Source organism: Novosphingobium bradum, assembly GCF_042646485.1.
Classification (GTDB): domain Bacteria; phylum Pseudomonadota; class Alphaproteobacteria; order Sphingomonadales; family Sphingomonadaceae; genus Novosphingobium; species Novosphingobium bradum.
The window spans coordinates 271591-286611 of record NZ_JBHRTQ010000010.1 but is presented as its reverse complement, the minus strand read 5'-3'; the positions used below and the strand labels follow the sequence as shown (position 1 = coordinate 286611).

Below are 15021 nucleotides of genomic sequence, written 5' to 3'. Positions count from 1 at the left end.
CGCCCGGCCTCGTTTCTTGCGCGATTGATCGGGATCAAGGCGGCTGGCCAGGCCGGCGGGCAGAACCGAGGCTGCACAGAATTCCGTCGCCGGAGAATGCCTTGGACACCGCAACGCAAGCGCCGCCCGCCGCCGCGCCCACCACGCCTTATGAACGCCTCGGCGGGCGCCCGACCATCACCGCCATCGCCGACCGCTTCTATGACCTGATGGCCAGCGATCCCGCCTATGCGCCGCTCCGCGCGATGCACGCCGAGGATCTGGCACCCATGCGCGAAAGCCTGGCCGGCTTCCTCACCGGCTGGTCCGGCGGCCCGCGTGACTGGTTCGAGGCCAATCCCGGTCGCTGCATGATGTCGGTCCACAAGCCGCTGGCGATCACCGCCGATACCGCCCGCCAGTGGGTCGAGGCCATGCGCCGCGCGATCGGCGATGTGGTGGGCGAAAGCGATCCGCAGATTGCCAAGGCCATGGGCGACGTGCTTGAACAGATGGCCAGCGGGATGGCGCGCTAGCCGGCGCGCGCCCGCGGCGGGAGGCGCATGAACCGGTTCGATCGCAGGCGGCAGGTCCTGGCCATCGGTCTTGCCGGCATGGCAGGCTATGTCGATGCGGTCGGCTTTCTCCTTGCCGGCGGCTATTTCGTCTCGTTCATGTCGGGCAATACCACGCGGCTGGCGGTCAACCTTGCCGGCTATCCGGCCACGGCGCTGGTTCCGGCCCTGCTGATCGCCGGCTTCATCGGCGGCGTGGCGGCGGGATCGGTGGTCGCCGCCCGGGCCGGGACGCGGCGCAAGCCGGCGGTGCTGGCGCTGGTCTGCGCGCTGGTGACCGCCGCTGCCCTTGCCAATGCGGCCGGCCATCCGGGCGCGGCGCCGGCCCTGCTGGTGCTGGCGATGGGCGCGCTCAACAACACCTTCCAGCGCGGCGGCGATGTCGCCGTGGGCCTCACCTACATGACCGGCGCCCTGGTGAAGCTGGGGCAGGCGCTGGGCGCCCTGCTGCTGGGCCAGCGGCGCGCGGGCTGGGGCGCCTTTCTTCTGCTGTGGAGCGGCCTTGCCATCGGCGCCGTATTAGGCGCGCTGGCCTGGTCGCACCTGGCGGGCGGGGCGCTGTGGTTTGCCGCCGGCTGGGGGCTGGCGATGCTGGCCCTGTCGCTGCGCCTTGCCCCCGAAGCGGCCTAGGCCACCCGGAACAGCTTTTCGCGCGAAGTTGCGCCGCGCAACAAGTCCACCCGCGACGGCGCCAGGCCCAGTGCCGCGGCCAGCAGATCGCGCACGGCCGCATTGGCCTTGCCATCTTCCGGCTTGGCCCGGACCTTGGCCAGAAGCCGGCCTTGGCTCAGCTCCAGCGCTTCCACCCGTGCGCCCGGCGTGACCCGCACGGCAAGCTGGCCGGAAGCATCGACCAGGGCGCGGACCGCCTCGGCCGGGGGCAGGTCAGCCTTGGGCCGGGCCATGGCCCGAACCGGCTGCGGCCAGCTCGGCCAGGTGCCCGCGCGCCAGTTCGACATAGGCCTCGGCCCCGGCGATCCCCGGCGCGCGCGGCAGGTCGCGCATGAACGCCGCCGGGCGACCGCCCCACAGCTGGCCCGAAAGCACCCGCTTGCCCGGGGTCAGCATGGCGCCGGCCGCCAGCATCGAATCCGATTCGATCACGCAGCCGTTCATCACGATCGTGCCCAAGCCAACGAAGGCCCGGTCGTGCAGGGTGCAGCCATGAAGCAGGGCCATGTGGCCCACCAGCACGTCCTCGCCGATGATCGTGGCATAGCCCTGCGGCGCGCCGGGCGTAGCGCTGTCGCAGTGGATCACCGAGCCATCCTGGATATTGCTGCGCGCGCCGATCACCACCCGGTTCACGTCGCCGCGGATCACGCAGTTATACCACAGGCTCGCATCCGGCCCGATCTCGACATCGCCGACGATCCGGCAGCCCGGGGCGATGAAGGCGCTGTCGTGAATGCGCGGGGTCTTGCCCTGCCAGGGCAGGATCGTGACATCGGGGCGGGAAGGGGGCATCAGCGGTTCACCAGTTCTGTCAGGCGCCAAGCAGGCGGGCGGCGTGGGCCGCGTGGTAGGTCAGCACGCCCGAACAACCCGCGCGCTTGAAGGCGGTGAGCGTTTCCAGCACCATCGCATCGCGGTCCGCCGCGCCGGCGGCCACGGCGTGCTCGATCATCGCGTATTCGCCGGAGACCTGGTAGGCGAAGACCGGCACCTGGAAGGTCTGCTTCACCCGAAGCACCACGTCGAGATAGGGCAGGCCCGGCTTGACCATCACCGTGTCGGCGCCCTCGGCCAGATCAAGCGCGACCTCGCGCAGCGCTTCCTCGGCATTGGCCGGGTCCATCTGGTAGGTCTTCTTGTCGCCCTTGAGCAGGCCCGAGCTGCCCACTGCATCACGGAACGGGCCATAGAAGGCCGAGGCATATTTGGCCGCATAGCTCATGATCTGGACATTGCGGTGGCCCGCCTGCTCCAGCGCCGCGCGGATCAGGCCAACCCGGCCGTCCATCATGTCGGACGGGGCGATGATGTCGGCCCCGGCGGCGGCCTGGTTGAGGCTTTGCGCGACCAGCACTTCGGCGGTCTCGTCGTTGAGGACATAGCCGGCCGCGTCGATCAGGCCGTCCTGCCCGTGGCTGGTATAGGGATCGAGCGCGACATCGGTGAGCACGCCCACGTCGTTGCCCACCGCGTCCTTGATCGCGCGGATCGCGCGGCACATCAGGTTGTCGGGATTGAGCGCTTCACGGCCCATGGGATCGCGCCGTTCCGGCTGGGTATTGGGGAACAGGGCGATGGCCGGAATGCCCAGCGCGACCGCTTCCCTGGCCCGCGCGGCGATGCCTTTGGTGCACCAGCGCGAAACGCCGGGGAGCGAGGCGATCGGTTCCTCCACGTTTTCCCCCTCGGTCACGAACAGCGGCCAGATCAGGTCGGCCGGGGAGACGGCGATCTCGCGGTGGAGCGCGCGGCTCCACGGCGTGGCGCGGGTGCGGCGCAGGCGCAGCGCGGGGTAGGAAGCATGGCTCATCGTGCCCGCTTCCCTGCCGCAAACGCAGCCCGTCTTCAACTTTTCTCGGGGTTCAGCGCAAGGCGAGGCGGTGGATGGTCTGGCCCAGTGCGGCAAGCGCCGGGCCGGGCCGGATCGCCCGCAATTGCGCCAGCTTGGCCCGGAAGGCCTCGAGCTGGCCGCTATCGACCTGGCGGGTCACGGTGACCGCGGCGAAGCGCTGGCCCAGCGGGTTCACCGTGCGCCCGTCGCGGTACATCTCGTAATGGAGGTGAGGGCCGGTGGAGAGCCCGGTCGAGCCGACATAGCCGATCACCTCGCCGGCGCTGACCCGTTCACCGGGGCTGACCGCGATGCGGCTCATGTGGCCATAGCCGGTGCCCAGCCCGCCGCCGTGTTCCAGCCGGACATAGTTGCCATGGCCGCCGTGATGGCCCGCGAACGACACCACCCCCGCCGCCGTGGCGACGATCGGCGAACCCCAGGCCGCGCCGAAATCGACGCCCGCGTGCATCCGGGCATAGCCCAGGATCGGGTGAAACCGCTGGCCATAGAGCGAAGTGATCCGCCCGTTGACCGGGGTGAGCATGGCGCCACCATCATAACCACCTTCACGACCAGAGGTGACATAGCGCGGACGGGCGAGGGCATCGGCGGAATAGAACGCGCCGTCGTGGCCCCAGCGCAGCAGCTGGGCGACCGGCTGGGCGCCACGATCCAGCCCGGCGTAAAGCAGTTCGCCCGGCTCGATCTCGCCGGTGGCGGCGCGCTTGTTGGCGAAGACGAGATCGAACGAATCGGTGGGCAGAACGTCGCTGTCGAGGCTGATATTGGCGTCGAGCGCCTGGAGATAGTCCTGGATCGCCTGGGGCGGTGCCCCGGCGGCGCGGGCCGAGCGATAGAGGCTGGCCCCGACCAGGCCGCGAATCCGCAAGGGGGTGGTATCGACCGGGATCGGCCGGCGTTCGAGCGCAAGACCGCCGCCCGCGCGATCGACCGCAAGGGCCAGGTCCAGCCGCGCACGCAGTTCGATGCGATCCAGCCGGCGGGGCTGGCCCGGCCCGAGGCGCGGGCCAAGCACCAGGGCCACGCGGGTGCCGGCGGCAAGCTGGTCGAGCGGCACTGCCTCGGCCACCAGGGCGCTGGCCCGGGTGGCATCTGCGCCCGCCGCGCCGGCGCGCTGGAGCAGGGCGGCCAGATCGTCGCCAGTGGCCAGGGTGGACGTGAAGGAAACCTGCGGCCGTTCGGCCACGAAGGCCACCGGCCGCACCGCCGGCGAGCGCACGGCGCGTTGCAGCCGCGTGGTGTCGAACGATAGCGGAACCGCGCCGAGGCTGCGCCATTCGGCACTGGCGGCATCCGGCGCGCGGGTGCCCGGCGCCGCTTCCAGCCGCGAAGCCCCTGGCCAGAAGGCAAGGGCCGAGAGCGCGAGACCGGCCATGGTGGCCATGCCGCGCCACCACGAAGGGCTGCCGATGGCTTCGGCCAGATCGACCACCCAATCCGACGTATCGAGGCGCAGCGCGGCCAGCCTCGCGCGCCATGACGGGACGGCGGGCGAGAATGCGGCCAGGGTCGGGGACGCCGCCGGGGGCGCGGCAGCCGCGCACGGCGCCGTGGCCGCGACAGCGCGGCCCAGCGGCAGCTCCTGATCGTGCGGTCTGAACACCGGCCCTCCACGCGAAGTCGGGCTCCGGTGTGCACCCTCAGGGTTAACACGAGGCTAAGCCGCGCCGAATCGAGCCGGCAACCTGTCGAAAACGGCGGTGCGGCGCCCGCGCGCGGTTGCGGTGGCTGCGGGGCGATGCCACATCAAGGCAGCCGATGGCCTATTCTCTGCCTGGATCCGCCACCCGCGCGCATGAGGCCGGCCGTTCCGGCCGCGACGGCAATGTCCGCGCCGTGCTTGGCCCGACCAATACCGGCAAGACCCACCTCGCGATCGAGCGCCTGTGCGCCCATTCCTCGGGCGCGATCGGCTTCCCGCTGCGCCTGCTGGCGCGCGAGGTCTATGAACGCGTGGTGGCGATCAAGGGCCGCGACCAGGTGGCGCTGATCACCGGCGAGGAGCGGATCGAGCCGAAGCAGGCGCGCTGGATGCTGTGCACGGTGGAAGCCATGCCGCGAAAGCCCGATCTCGCCTTCATTGCGCTCGACGAAGCCCAGCTCGGCGCCGACCGCGAGCGCGGCCACGTATTCACCGACCGCCTGCTCCACGCCCGGGGCCGCGAGGAAACGATGATCCTGGGCTCGGGCGTGCTCGAACCGATGGTCCGCGCCCTGGTGCCGGAGGCCGAGATCGTCAGCCGTCCGCGCTTTTCCACGCTCGCCCATGCCGGGGCGAAGAAGCTGTCCCGCGTGCCGCCGCGCAGCGCGATCGTCGCCTTCTCGGCCGAGCAGGTCTACGCCGTGGCCGAGATGCTGCGCCGCTTCCGTGGCGGGGCGGCGGTGGTCATGGGCGCGATGAGCCCGGAAACCCGCAACAAGCAGGTGGCGCTGTTCCAGTCGGGCGAGGTGGACTACCTGGTGGCGACCGACGCGATCGGCATGGGCCTGAACCTGGATGTCACCCACGTTGCCTTCGCCGGCCTGTCGAAATTCGACGGCGTGCGCCAGCGCCGGCTGACCACGGCCGAGATGGCGCAGATCGCCGGTCGGGCCGGACGCCACCAGCGCGATGGCACCTTCGGCACCCTGGCCGGGACCGGCGGCCACGACGCCGCCTTCACCGACGAGGAAGTCTGGGGAATCGAGGAGCACCGCTTCCCCCCGCTCACCCGGCTGCTGTGGCGCGACGCCGATCCCCGAACCGACCGGCTGGTCCACCTGATCGAGGATCTCTCGCGCCCGCCCGACCGACCTGAACTGGCCCCGGCGCCCGAGGCGATCGACCTTGCCGTGATGCGCCTGCTGGCCGAGCAGGACGGGATCGCTGCCAGCGTGCGCGGGCGCGGCGCCGTGGCCAGGTTCCGCGAGGTCTGCTCGCTGCCCGATTTCCGCCAACAGGGCGCCGAGACCCATTCGCGCTTCGTGGCGCGATTGTGGGAAGACCTTCGCGGGGGATATCTTGGCGGCGACTATGTCGCCGCGCGCATCGCCGAACTCGACAATCCGTCCGGCGACATCGATACCTTGCAAGGCCGGATCGCCGCGATCCGGTCGTGGGCCTATATCGCCCAGCGCCCCGACTGGGTGCTGGCGCGCGAGGAAATGGCGGCGCGGGCGCGCTCGGTCGAAGCGCGGCTGTCGGACGCCCTGCACGCACGGCTGACGGAGCGTTTCGTCAACCGGCGCACCTCTGTACTGATGCGGCGAACGGGACCGGATGCGGCCTTGCTGCCGGTCGAACTGAAGGGGAATGAATTGGTGGTGGACGGGGAAAAGCTGGGCAATCTGGAGGGATTCCGGTTCACGGTCGATCCCGGAGCGCACCATAGCGACCACAAGCTGCTGTTCGCCGCGGCCGAGCGCCACCTGCCCCAGTTGCTGGCCGAACGCGCAACGGCACTGGCTGGCGAGATTGCCGCCGGCACGGCAGGGCTGGCCATGGCGCGCGGCGCGATCGTGCTGGGCAAGGAAGTGCTGGCGCGAATCCGGGGCGGCAAGGGTCTGTTTTCCCCGCAGCTCCAGCTCGAACCCGCGCTGGAGGCCATTCCCGCGAATGAACGGCGCACCTTGCGCGAAGTGCTCGATGGCTGGCTGGCCGGGTGGCTGGCCGGCGCGGCCCCGCTGGTCGCGCTCGATGCCGCCAGTCGCGAGCCGGAAGGCGGGCCGGAACTGCGCGCGATGCTGATCCGCCTGGTCGATGGCGGCGGGGTGATCCTGCGCGAGGGCGCGGGGCTGGAGCAGCTCCAGCCGTCACAGCGCGATGCCTTGCGGAAACTCGGCGTGCGGATCGGCGCGATCGACCTGTTCGTGCCCGCCGCCCTCAAGCCCGCGCCGCTGGCCGTCTGGCGCGAACTGGCCGGGCTTGGCGGGACGAAGACCGGCGAAGTCCTGGCCGAAATGCCGCCGATCGTGCCGCTGGTGCGGGGCCGCGCGCCGCTGGGCTACCGCCGCTTCGCCAGCCAGGCGATCCGCATCGACATGGCCGAAAAGCTCCTGCGCGAGGCCCACGGCCGCCGCGCCGCGGCCGGCAAGGCCATGTTCACGATCGACCCGGCGCTGGCCCGCTCGATGGGTATGGCGCCCGAAGCCCATGTCCAGCTGCTGCGGCTGGCCGGTTTTCTCGCCCATTCGCCCGCCGCCCTGCCCGAAGGCGCCTTCGGACCGCCCACGCCGACCACCTGGCGCTGGCGCCCGCCGCGCCGGCCCGCTCCGGTCGCCGAACCGGCGCGCAAGCCCGCGCCGCCGCAGGGCGGGGCCTTCGCCGCACTGGCCGGGCTGGTGCGCTAGGCGCGCGGGGTGCGGCTCGACAAGCTCCTGTGGTTCCTGCGCTTCACCAGGACCCGCCCGCAGGCCCAGGAGCTGGCCGAGGCCGGCCATATCCGCCTCAACGGCCGGCGGGTGGAACGCAGCGCCCAGGCGATCCAGGTGGGCGACGTGCTGGTCCTGCCGCTGCCCGCGGCGGTACGGGTGATCGAGATCCTGGCCATCCCGCCGCGCCGCGGCCCGGCCAGCGAAGCGCAATCGTGCTACCGTGCGCTTGACGCCGGCCCAGAAATTTCCATAGCAGCGAGTTCGAATCGGCCCGGAGCAACCCGCTGCCCGGAGCATGGCCCAGAACACCAAGGGGATCATTTGCCATGACCTATGTCGTCACCGACGCCTGCATCCGTTGCAAGTACATGGATTGCGTCGAGGTCTGCCCGGTCGATTGCTTCTACGAGGGCGAGAATATGCTCGTCATCAACCCGAACGAATGCATCGATTGCGGCGTGTGCGAGCCGGAATGCCCGGCCGAGGCGATCCTGCCCGATACCGAGAGCGGGCTTGAGCAGTGGCTCGAGCTGAACGCCAAGTATTCGGCCGAGTGGCCCAACCTCACCACCAAGAAGGACACCCCGCCCGACGCCGACGAGTTCAAGGGCGTCGACGGCAAGTTCGAGAAGTTCTTCTCGGCCGAACCGGGCGAGGGCGACTGACCGAATCGGGCCGCCCGGCGGCCCGACCCCGCGCCGTGTTGCGGCGCGGCGCTGCCCGAAAAAGCTTTGCACTGTCCGCAAAACGTCACGTTTCGCGGGCAGCCTTCCGGCGCCCTTCGCAGATGCAATGCCGGCAGGGCTGGAATTTTCGTTTCGACAATGCTATGACCGTTCCGACAGACCCGGCCGCTGAGGGCCGGGCCAGTGACTCACACGAAAGGCAGGGTCGCAACAGACGGTAGACGGGTGGCCTGGCGCCGCTTCGCCGCAAGGCGGAACGCATCTCGCCGGAACCACCAGTCCGCGCCATCGAGGCCCATTCGGGTCTCCCGACCCTGCAGGCGAAAGGACGATACATGGCCGCCAAGGCTCACGCCTTCGATGTCGGAGATTACGTCGTTTACCCGAAGCACGGTGTTGGCCGGGTCATCGAACTGCAGGAACAGGAAATTGCCGGCATGAAGCTGGAGCTCTACGTGCTCCGCTTCGAAAAGGAGCGCATGACCCTGCGTGTGCCGGTAAACAAGGTCGAGGCGATCGGTATGCGAAAGCTGTCGTCGGACAAGACCCTGCGCGAGGCGCTCGATACGCTCAAGGGCAAGCCCAAGGTCAAGCGCACCATGTGGTCGCGCCGCGCCCAGGAATATGAAGCCAAGATCAATTCGGGCGATCTCGTCTCGATCGCGGAAGTCACGCGCGATTTGTTCCGGGCGGATGACCAGCCGGAACAGTCCTATTCGGAACGGCAGATCTTCGAGGCGGCGTCGTCGCGCCTGGCCCGCGAGCTGGCGGCCATGGAAAAGACCGACGAGCCGGCGGCGCTGAAGAAGATCCTCGCGATCCTCAACGAACACGCGCCCAAGTATTACGAGGCTGCGCCGGCCGCCTGAGCCGCCGCTTGCCCCTTGCCCGAAAGGCCGTCCGCTTGCGGGCGGCCTTTTCGTTTGTGCGCCGGATTCGTTGGCGGCTCAGGCCGCCGCTCGCGCCAAGCGGTCGTTGATGGCCGCGCCGATGCCCGCGTGCGGCACCGGCGCCACGGCCACCCGGGGCTGCGGGGCGGCGGCGGCCTGGTGCAGGCAGGCGTAAAGCCGGGCCGCGGCCTCGGCGAGATCGCCGGTAGGGGAGAGGTTGACCGCGCCCGCCACCGGCCCGAAGCCGATCAGGAACTCGTCGGCCCGGGCCGCCGTGGCCTCCAGCCGCACCGGCTTGCCCGGCGCATAGTGGCTGGCCAGTTGCCCCGGCGCCTCGATCTGTCCGGCGGCCGGGGTCGGCAGGGGCGGGCCGACCAGTACGGCGATTTCGCCTTCGGTCACCGGTCCGGGGCGCAGCAGCGACCAGCCCTCCTCGCGCAGGGCGACAATGGTGCTTTCAATGCCCGCGGCGGTCGCCCCGCCATCCAGCACCAGGCCGATCCGGCCGGCCAGGCTGTGGGCCACGTGGGCCGCCGTGGTCGGGCTTACCGCGCCGCTGCGATTGGCCGAGGGCGCCGCGAGTGGCAGCCCGCAGGCCTCCAGCACCGCGCGCATCACCGGATGGGCCGGACAGCGCAACGCGATGGTCGCAAGGCCGGCGGTGACCGCAGGCGCAATTCCCCCATCGTCGCGCAAGGGGAGCACGAGGGTCAGCGGCCCGGGCCAGAACGCCTCGGCCAGCCGCCGCGCGCGGGCATCGAACCGCGCCAGCCGTTCGGCCCGGGCCACGTCCGGCACGTGGACGATCAGCGGATTGAAATCGGGCCGGCCCTTGGCACGGTAGATCGCGGCCACCGCATCGGCGCTGTCGGCCCTTGCGGCAAGGCCATAGACCGTTTCGGTGGGCAGGGCGACGGGTTCGCCCCGCGCCAGGGCGGCGGCGGCGGCGGCGATGCCTGCTGCGTCAGCCCCGAGCGCCTGCGGGTGATTGTTCCCGGTCATCGCCGCGCTATAGCGGTCCTGCGACATATGCCAAGATCGCCGCCGGCGCCTTGCATCCCCACGCCACCGGGACGGAACCAGGACCATGACCTTCACCCCGCCCTCCGCCGACCAGTTGCTGGCCCTTGCCGTCAACGCCGGGATCGCCGACCTCGCGGCGCACGAGCGCTTCGCCGCCGCCTCCCCCGACCTCGTTTCGGCAATCGTCGAGGGGATCGGCGCCTTCGCCGCAGGCGAATGGGCTCCGCTCAACCGACTGGGCGATGTCTCGCCGCCGGTGGCTCGAAACGGGGTGGTGACCCATCCCGATGGCTTTGCCCGCGCCTACCGGGCCTATGTCGAGCAGGGGTGGAATGCCGTTTCCGGCCCGGTCGAACATGGCGGCCAGAGCCTGCCGCTGAGCCTGGCCGCCTGCATCCAGGAAACACTGGGCGCGGCCAACATGGCCTTCACCCTCCTGCCGATGCTGACCGTGGGCGCGATCGAGGCGCTGGCCCATCATGGCAGCGCGGCCCAGCAGCGGCTCTACCTGCCCCGGCTGGTCAGCGGCGAATGGCCCGGGACCATGAACCTGACCGAGCCGCAGGCCGGCTCCGACGTGGGCGCGCTTCGCACCAGCGCCATGCCGATCACCGATGGCCCCCATGCCGGCAAGTACCGGATCAAGGGGACCAAGATCTTCATCACTTGGGGCGAACACCAACTGGCCGAAAACATCATCCACCTGGTCCTGGCCCGCACCCCCGGCGCGCCCGCCGGATCGCGCGGGATCAGCCTGTTCGTAGTGCCCAAGGTGCTGGTGAATGCCGATGGCTCGCTCGGACCGCGCAACGACCTCAAGGTGGTTTCGATCGAGCACAAGCTGGGCATCCACGCCTCGCCGACCTGCGTGATGAGCTATGGCGATAACGACCAGTGCATCGGCGAACTGGTCGGGGCCGAGAACGCCGGGCTCAAGGCGATGTTCACGATGATGAACGCGGCGCGGATCAATGTCGGCAGCCAGGGCGTGCAGATCGCCGAGGGCGCCCTGCAGCAGGCCATGGCCTATGCCCGCCAGCGCGTGCAAGGCGCGCGCGCCGGTTCGCCCGACCGCGCGCCGGTGGCCATCATCGAACACCCCGATGTGCGCCGGATGCTGCTGCGGATGCGCGCGCTCACGCAAGGCGGGCGGGCGCTGCTTTATTACATCTGGGGCCAGGCCGATCGCGCCGCGCTGGGCGATGACGCGGCGTCGGCGCGGGCCGACGTGCTGGTGCCGCTGATCAAGGCCTGGGGAACCGACATGGGCTGCGAGGTGGCAAGCCTGGGCCTGCAGGTCCACGGCGGCATGGGCTACATCGAGGAAACCGGCGCGGCGCAATTCTTCCGCGATGCCCGGATCGCGCCGATCTACGAAGGCACCAACGGCATCCAGGCAGCCGACCTCGTCACCCGCAAGCTGGGAATGGAGCAGGGCGCGGTCCTCCTGGCCCTGCTGGCCGATGCTGGCGCGGGCGCGGCGCAGGCACCAAGGCTCGCCGCGCTGGCGCGGGACTGCGCCGAGGTGGCGCGCTGGATGAGCGCCGAGGCTTCGCTGGACGACCGGCTAGCCGGCTCGGTTCCCTTCACCACGATGTGCGCGGTGGCCGTGGCCGGCTGGCAATTGCTGCGCCAGGCAGAGGCGATGGACCGGGGCGAGGTGCCCGCCGGCGCGGCCGCGACCAAACGGGTGACCGCGCGCTTCTTCCTCGATCACATCGTCCCCGAGGCCGCCGGGCTCAAGGCCTCGGCCATGGCCGGCGCCAACCTGCTTTACCAACTCGATGCGGAGGACCTTGCCTCGTGAATGATGGGATCGATGCCGGCGCGGTGCTGGCCCGGATCGCGGCGGCGCTGGACCGCCTGGCCCCCGCCGCGACCGTTCCGGTCGACTGGTCGGCCAGCCCGGCCTACGTGTGGGACGCCAAGGGGCCGCGCGCCGTGCCGGTGCTGGCGGCCCCGCCGCTTGATCTCCTGCGCGGGATCGACTCGCAGAAGGCGGTGGTCGTCGCCAATATCGCCCGCCATGCCGCCGGCCACGCCGCCCATGATATGCTGCTGTGGGGTTCGCGGGGCATGGGCAAGTCGGCGCTGCTGCGCTCGGGCGTGGTGGCCGCCCAGGCCGAGGTGGGGCCGATCGCACTGGTCCAGGTCGCCCCCGATGCCCTGGCGAGCCTGACCGGACTGTTCGCGGCCCTGGCCGCGCAGGACCGCCCGTTCCTCGTCTATATCGACGATCTCGGCTTCGAGGACGGGGACAGCACCGGCCCGCGCCAGCTGCGTTCGTGGCTGGAGGGCGGGGTGGAAGCCCGGCCGGGCAACGTGCGCCTGGCCGTCACCGCCAATCGCCGGGCGATCGTCAGCCGCCACCTGTCGGAACAGGACGATCCGATCAATCCGCGCGATGCGGTGGACGATCGCCTTGCCCTGGCCGACCGGTTCGGGCTTTCGGTAGGCTTCCACGCCTGCAGCCAGGACGATTATCTCGCGATCATCGCTGGCTACGCGGCGGACCTCGGCCTCGCCTTCGAGGCGGGCGATGCGCTGGAATGGTCCAAGCGGCGCGGCGCCCGCTCGGGCCGGATCGCCTGGCAATATGTCACCGAACTGGCCGGCCGGGCCGGGCGCCGGCTCTGATCCGCCACGCCCGGCCTCAGGTCGGCGTCAGCGCCTGGGTTCGTCGTTCGGTCCCGGGCGGAAGCTTGCCGCCGCCTCGCTGTTGAGCTGCCGCTGCGGCGGCATATGCCCGGTGACCACCGGCTTGACCCCGGCAGTCGGCGCCGCCGTCGGCGAGACCACGCGCCAGACGATCCCGGCGGTATCGTCGCTCACCAGCAGGGCGCCAGTGCGGTCGAAGGCAATCCAGGTGGGGCGTCCATGGGTTTCGCCAGGGCCGGCCAGGAACCCACCCAACACCGGAACCGGCAGGCCGCGCGGATTGCCGTTGGCATCGAAGGTGATGAAGACCACGTCATAGCCCACCGCCGGCTTGCGGTTCCACGAGCCGTGGCGGGCGATGAAGGCGCCGTTGGCATAGTTGGCCCCCAGCCGGTTGCCCGCCGCCGCAAAGCGCAGGCCCAGCGCGGCGGTGTGGGCGCCCAGCGCATATTCGGGCTTGCGGACATATTCGTTGAGGTATTCGGGCATCGGCTCCTTGACCCGGTCGTCGGCCACGTCCTTCCAGTAGAACCACGGCCAGCCATATTGGGCGCCGACCGGCACGTTGGTGAGATAGTCGGGCACCAGATCGCCGCCCAGCATATCGCGCTCGTTCACCGTGGCCCACAGCTCGCCCGTCGCCGGATTCCAGTCCATCCCGTTGGGATTACGCATACCGCCGGCATATTGCCGCCCCCGCGCGGTGGCCACGTCGATCTCCCAGATCGCGGCCCGGCCTTCCTCCGCCGTCATCCCGTTCTCGCCGATGTTGGTGGAGGAACCGACGGCCACGTAGAGCTTGGTGCCATCGGGGCTGAGCAGGAGGTTCCGCATCCAGTGGTTGCCGCCGGGCGGCAGGTCGCGCAGCTTGCGCGGCGCGCCGGACAGCGCGGTCTGACCGGGGGTGAAGGGGAAGGCCAGCACGGCATTGTGATTGGCCACGAACAGCGTGTTCACGCCCCAGGCGAGGCCCGAGGGCGAATCGAGACCCTCGCGCAGGACAAAGCGCTGCTCGGCCACGCCATCGCCATTGGCATCGCGCAGCAGGACCAGCCGGTTGGGCGAGGCATCGCCCGCCCCGGCCCGCGCGAACAGCAGCTTCATGACGAAGCCGGTGATCCCGCCCGGGCCATCTCCGGCCGGACGGTTGGTCTCGGCTACGATCACGTCGCCATTGGGGAGCAGCAACATGGTGCGCGGATGATCAAGCCCTTCGGCGAACCGGTTCACCGCCAGCCCGTTGGCGGCCACGGGCGCTTCGCCGGCCTTCCACCCGATCGGCTTGACCACGCCGATGGTGGGAATGCGCTCGGGCTCGGGATCGACCAGTTGCGGCGTGCGGCCAACCGTGGACGAGGGCAGGCGGTCGGTCGGGTTGCCGTGCAGCACCCAGGCCCCCGCCCCCACGATCAGCAGGAGAACAACCGCGGCGGCGGCAAGGATCTTACGCATGGTTTCGCTCATGCCGGCACAGATAGGCCGGGCGCACCCCGCCGACAACCGCCCTGCCCGCCGGAACAGGGCGGGGCGGGGCCGGCGGCAAGCTGCGCCGATTTGGCACAGGGCGGCCGGCAGCCTTGGTCCGCCGCCGCAATCGATGCTAAATTCCGGGTTAATGCCCGGAACGCCTCCGTTCCGGCCGGGGGATAGAACCGATGCGCCAGACCGTCACGATCACCCTTGCCGCGCTGGGCCTGCTGGCCGCATCGCCGGCCCTGGCCCATGGCGGCCGGCCGCAGATGCTCCCGCATTGGGGTGGGCCGTTCGGCGCCTGGTATGGCGGCTGGCAAACCCCCACGGTGATCGAGACCGAAAGCGCGCAGCCGTCGGCCCCCGCCCCGCGCGACCGCGGCGAATGGCTGCGCGAATGCCGCCACCGCCTGGGCGACAATGGGCTGGGCGGGGCGGTCATCGGCGGAGTGGTGGGCGGCGTGGCCGGCCACGCGCTGGCCGGCCATCGCGACAAATTTCTGGGCACGGTCGCCGGCGCCGCCGTGGGCGCCCTGGCCGGTGCCGCGATCGATCGCGCCGAAGATGCCCCGCGCGTGCGCGATCGCTGCGAAGCCATGCTCGACGGCTGGGGCCAGGGCGCTGGTACCTACCCGGCTGGATACGGCTATGGTTATGGCTATGGCGTGCCGGTGATGCTGGTGCCGGTCACCATGGTGGCGGCAGGAGGGCCAGCCGTGCGCGGTCCGTGCAAGGAAACCGTGGTGACCGAGGAGATCATCACCACCGTTCCCCGCCATTCGCGGCTCATCCCCCGCCGCGCCGCGCCCGACAAGCGCGTGCGGCTGGTGCCGGACAAGCGGGTTCCGCAATAGTTT

Annotated in this window: 15 protein-coding genes; 9 read left to right on the top strand and 6 right to left on the bottom strand. The window is 70.7% G+C overall.

Annotated features, from left to right (window positions below; genetic code table 11):
* Positions 1–101 precede the first annotated feature (101 nt).
* Both ACFOD9_RS12715 and ACFOD9_RS12710 read left to right on the top strand, forming a co-directional pair.
* On the top strand, positions 102–515 hold the full coding sequence (locus ACFOD9_RS12715) for a group II truncated hemoglobin (RefSeq protein WP_379510487.1): 414 nt from the start codon (positions 102–104) through the stop codon (positions 513–515).
* A gap of 27 nt (positions 516–542) precedes the next feature.
* The gene (locus ACFOD9_RS12710) at positions 543–1184 is read left to right on the top strand and encodes a YoaK family protein (protein WP_379510486.1); all 642 of its coding nucleotides are present in this window, start codon (positions 543–545) and stop codon (positions 1182–1184) included.
* Here ACFOD9_RS12710 and ACFOD9_RS12705 read toward each other — a convergent pair.
* The 4 genes from ACFOD9_RS12705 to ACFOD9_RS12690 are packed head-to-tail and all read right to left on the bottom strand — an operon-like array spanning position 1181 to position 4687.
* Entirely contained in the window at positions 1181–1459 is a 279-nt protein-coding gene (locus tag ACFOD9_RS12705) for a DUF167 domain-containing protein (protein ID WP_379510485.1), read from the bottom strand. The two genes, ACFOD9_RS12710 and ACFOD9_RS12705, sit on opposite strands and share 4 nt — an antisense overlap.
* Positions 1440–2021, bottom strand: a complete 582-nt coding sequence (locus ACFOD9_RS12700) for a gamma carbonic anhydrase family protein (RefSeq protein WP_379510484.1) — start codon at positions 2019–2021, stop codon at positions 1440–1442. The genes ACFOD9_RS12705 and ACFOD9_RS12700 overlap by 20 nt, the downstream gene beginning before the upstream one ends.
* A 19-nt stretch (positions 2022–2040) precedes the next feature.
* Positions 2041–3039, bottom strand: a complete 999-nt coding sequence (gene hemB / locus ACFOD9_RS12695) for a porphobilinogen synthase (protein WP_379510483.1) — start codon at positions 3037–3039, stop codon at positions 2041–2043.
* A 52-nt stretch (positions 3040–3091) separates the two neighbouring features.
* Positions 3092–4687 carry a M23 family metallopeptidase gene (locus ACFOD9_RS12690; RefSeq protein WP_379510482.1) on the bottom strand — a complete coding sequence of 532 codons (1596 nt, stop codon included), beginning with the start codon at positions 4685–4687 and terminating at the stop codon, positions 3092–3094.
* A 155-nt stretch (positions 4688–4842) separates the two neighbouring features.
* On the opposite strand from ACFOD9_RS12690, the gene ACFOD9_RS12685 reads away from it, so the two are divergent.
* The 4 genes from ACFOD9_RS12685 to ACFOD9_RS12670 all read left to right on the top strand — a co-directional run bounded on the left by ACFOD9_RS12685 (position 4843) and on the right by ACFOD9_RS12670 (position 8992).
* Positions 4843–7413, top strand: a complete 2571-nt coding sequence (locus ACFOD9_RS12685; protein ID WP_379510481.1) for a helicase-related protein — start codon at positions 4843–4845, stop codon at positions 7411–7413.
* A gap of 9 nt (positions 7414–7422) precedes the next feature.
* The gene (locus ACFOD9_RS12680) at positions 7423–7767 is read left to right on the top strand and encodes an RNA-binding S4 domain-containing protein (RefSeq protein WP_379510480.1); all 345 of its coding nucleotides are present in this window, start codon (positions 7423–7425) and stop codon (positions 7765–7767) included.
* The gene (gene fdxA, locus ACFOD9_RS12675) at positions 7764–8102 is read left to right on the top strand and encodes a ferredoxin FdxA (protein WP_379510479.1); all 339 of its coding nucleotides are present in this window, start codon (positions 7764–7766) and stop codon (positions 8100–8102) included. Before ACFOD9_RS12680 ends, fdxA begins: the two co-directional genes overlap by 4 nt.
* A gap of 356 nt (positions 8103–8458) precedes the next feature.
* Positions 8459–8992 carry a CarD family transcriptional regulator gene (locus ACFOD9_RS12670; RefSeq protein ID WP_379510478.1) on the top strand — a complete coding sequence of 178 codons (534 nt, stop codon included), beginning with the start codon at positions 8459–8461 and terminating at the stop codon, positions 8990–8992.
* Positions 8993–9070: 78 nt separating this feature from the next.
* Here ACFOD9_RS12670 and ACFOD9_RS12665 read toward each other — a convergent pair whose 3' ends face one another.
* On the bottom strand, positions 9071–10015 hold the full coding sequence (locus tag ACFOD9_RS12665) for an L-threonylcarbamoyladenylate synthase (protein WP_379510477.1): 945 nt from the start codon (positions 10013–10015) through the stop codon (positions 9071–9073).
* Positions 10016–10100: 85 nt separating this feature from the next.
* Between ACFOD9_RS12665 and ACFOD9_RS12660 the strand changes: the two genes are divergently transcribed.
* A complete protein-coding gene (locus tag ACFOD9_RS12660; RefSeq protein WP_379510476.1) occupies positions 10101–11843 on the top strand; it encodes an acyl-CoA dehydrogenase in 1743 nt (580 codons plus the stop codon).
* A complete protein-coding gene (locus ACFOD9_RS12655) occupies positions 11840–12673 on the top strand; it encodes a DUF815 domain-containing protein (protein ID WP_379510475.1) in 834 nt (277 codons plus the stop codon). Before ACFOD9_RS12660 ends, ACFOD9_RS12655 begins: the two co-directional genes overlap by 4 nt.
* Positions 12674–12700: 27 nt before the next feature.
* Here the strand turns inward: ACFOD9_RS12655 and ACFOD9_RS12650 are convergent, their stop codons facing one another.
* On the bottom strand, positions 12701–14146 hold the full coding sequence (locus ACFOD9_RS12650; protein ID WP_379510474.1) for a PQQ-dependent sugar dehydrogenase: 1446 nt from the start codon (positions 14144–14146) through the stop codon (positions 12701–12703).
* Positions 14147–14349: 203 nt separating this feature from the next.
* On the opposite strand from ACFOD9_RS12650, the gene ACFOD9_RS12645 reads away from it, so the two are divergent.
* On the top strand, positions 14350–15018 hold the full coding sequence (locus tag ACFOD9_RS12645; protein WP_379510473.1) for a glycine zipper 2TM domain-containing protein: 669 nt from the start codon (positions 14350–14352) through the stop codon (positions 15016–15018).
* Positions 15019–15021: the final 3 nt, after the last annotated feature.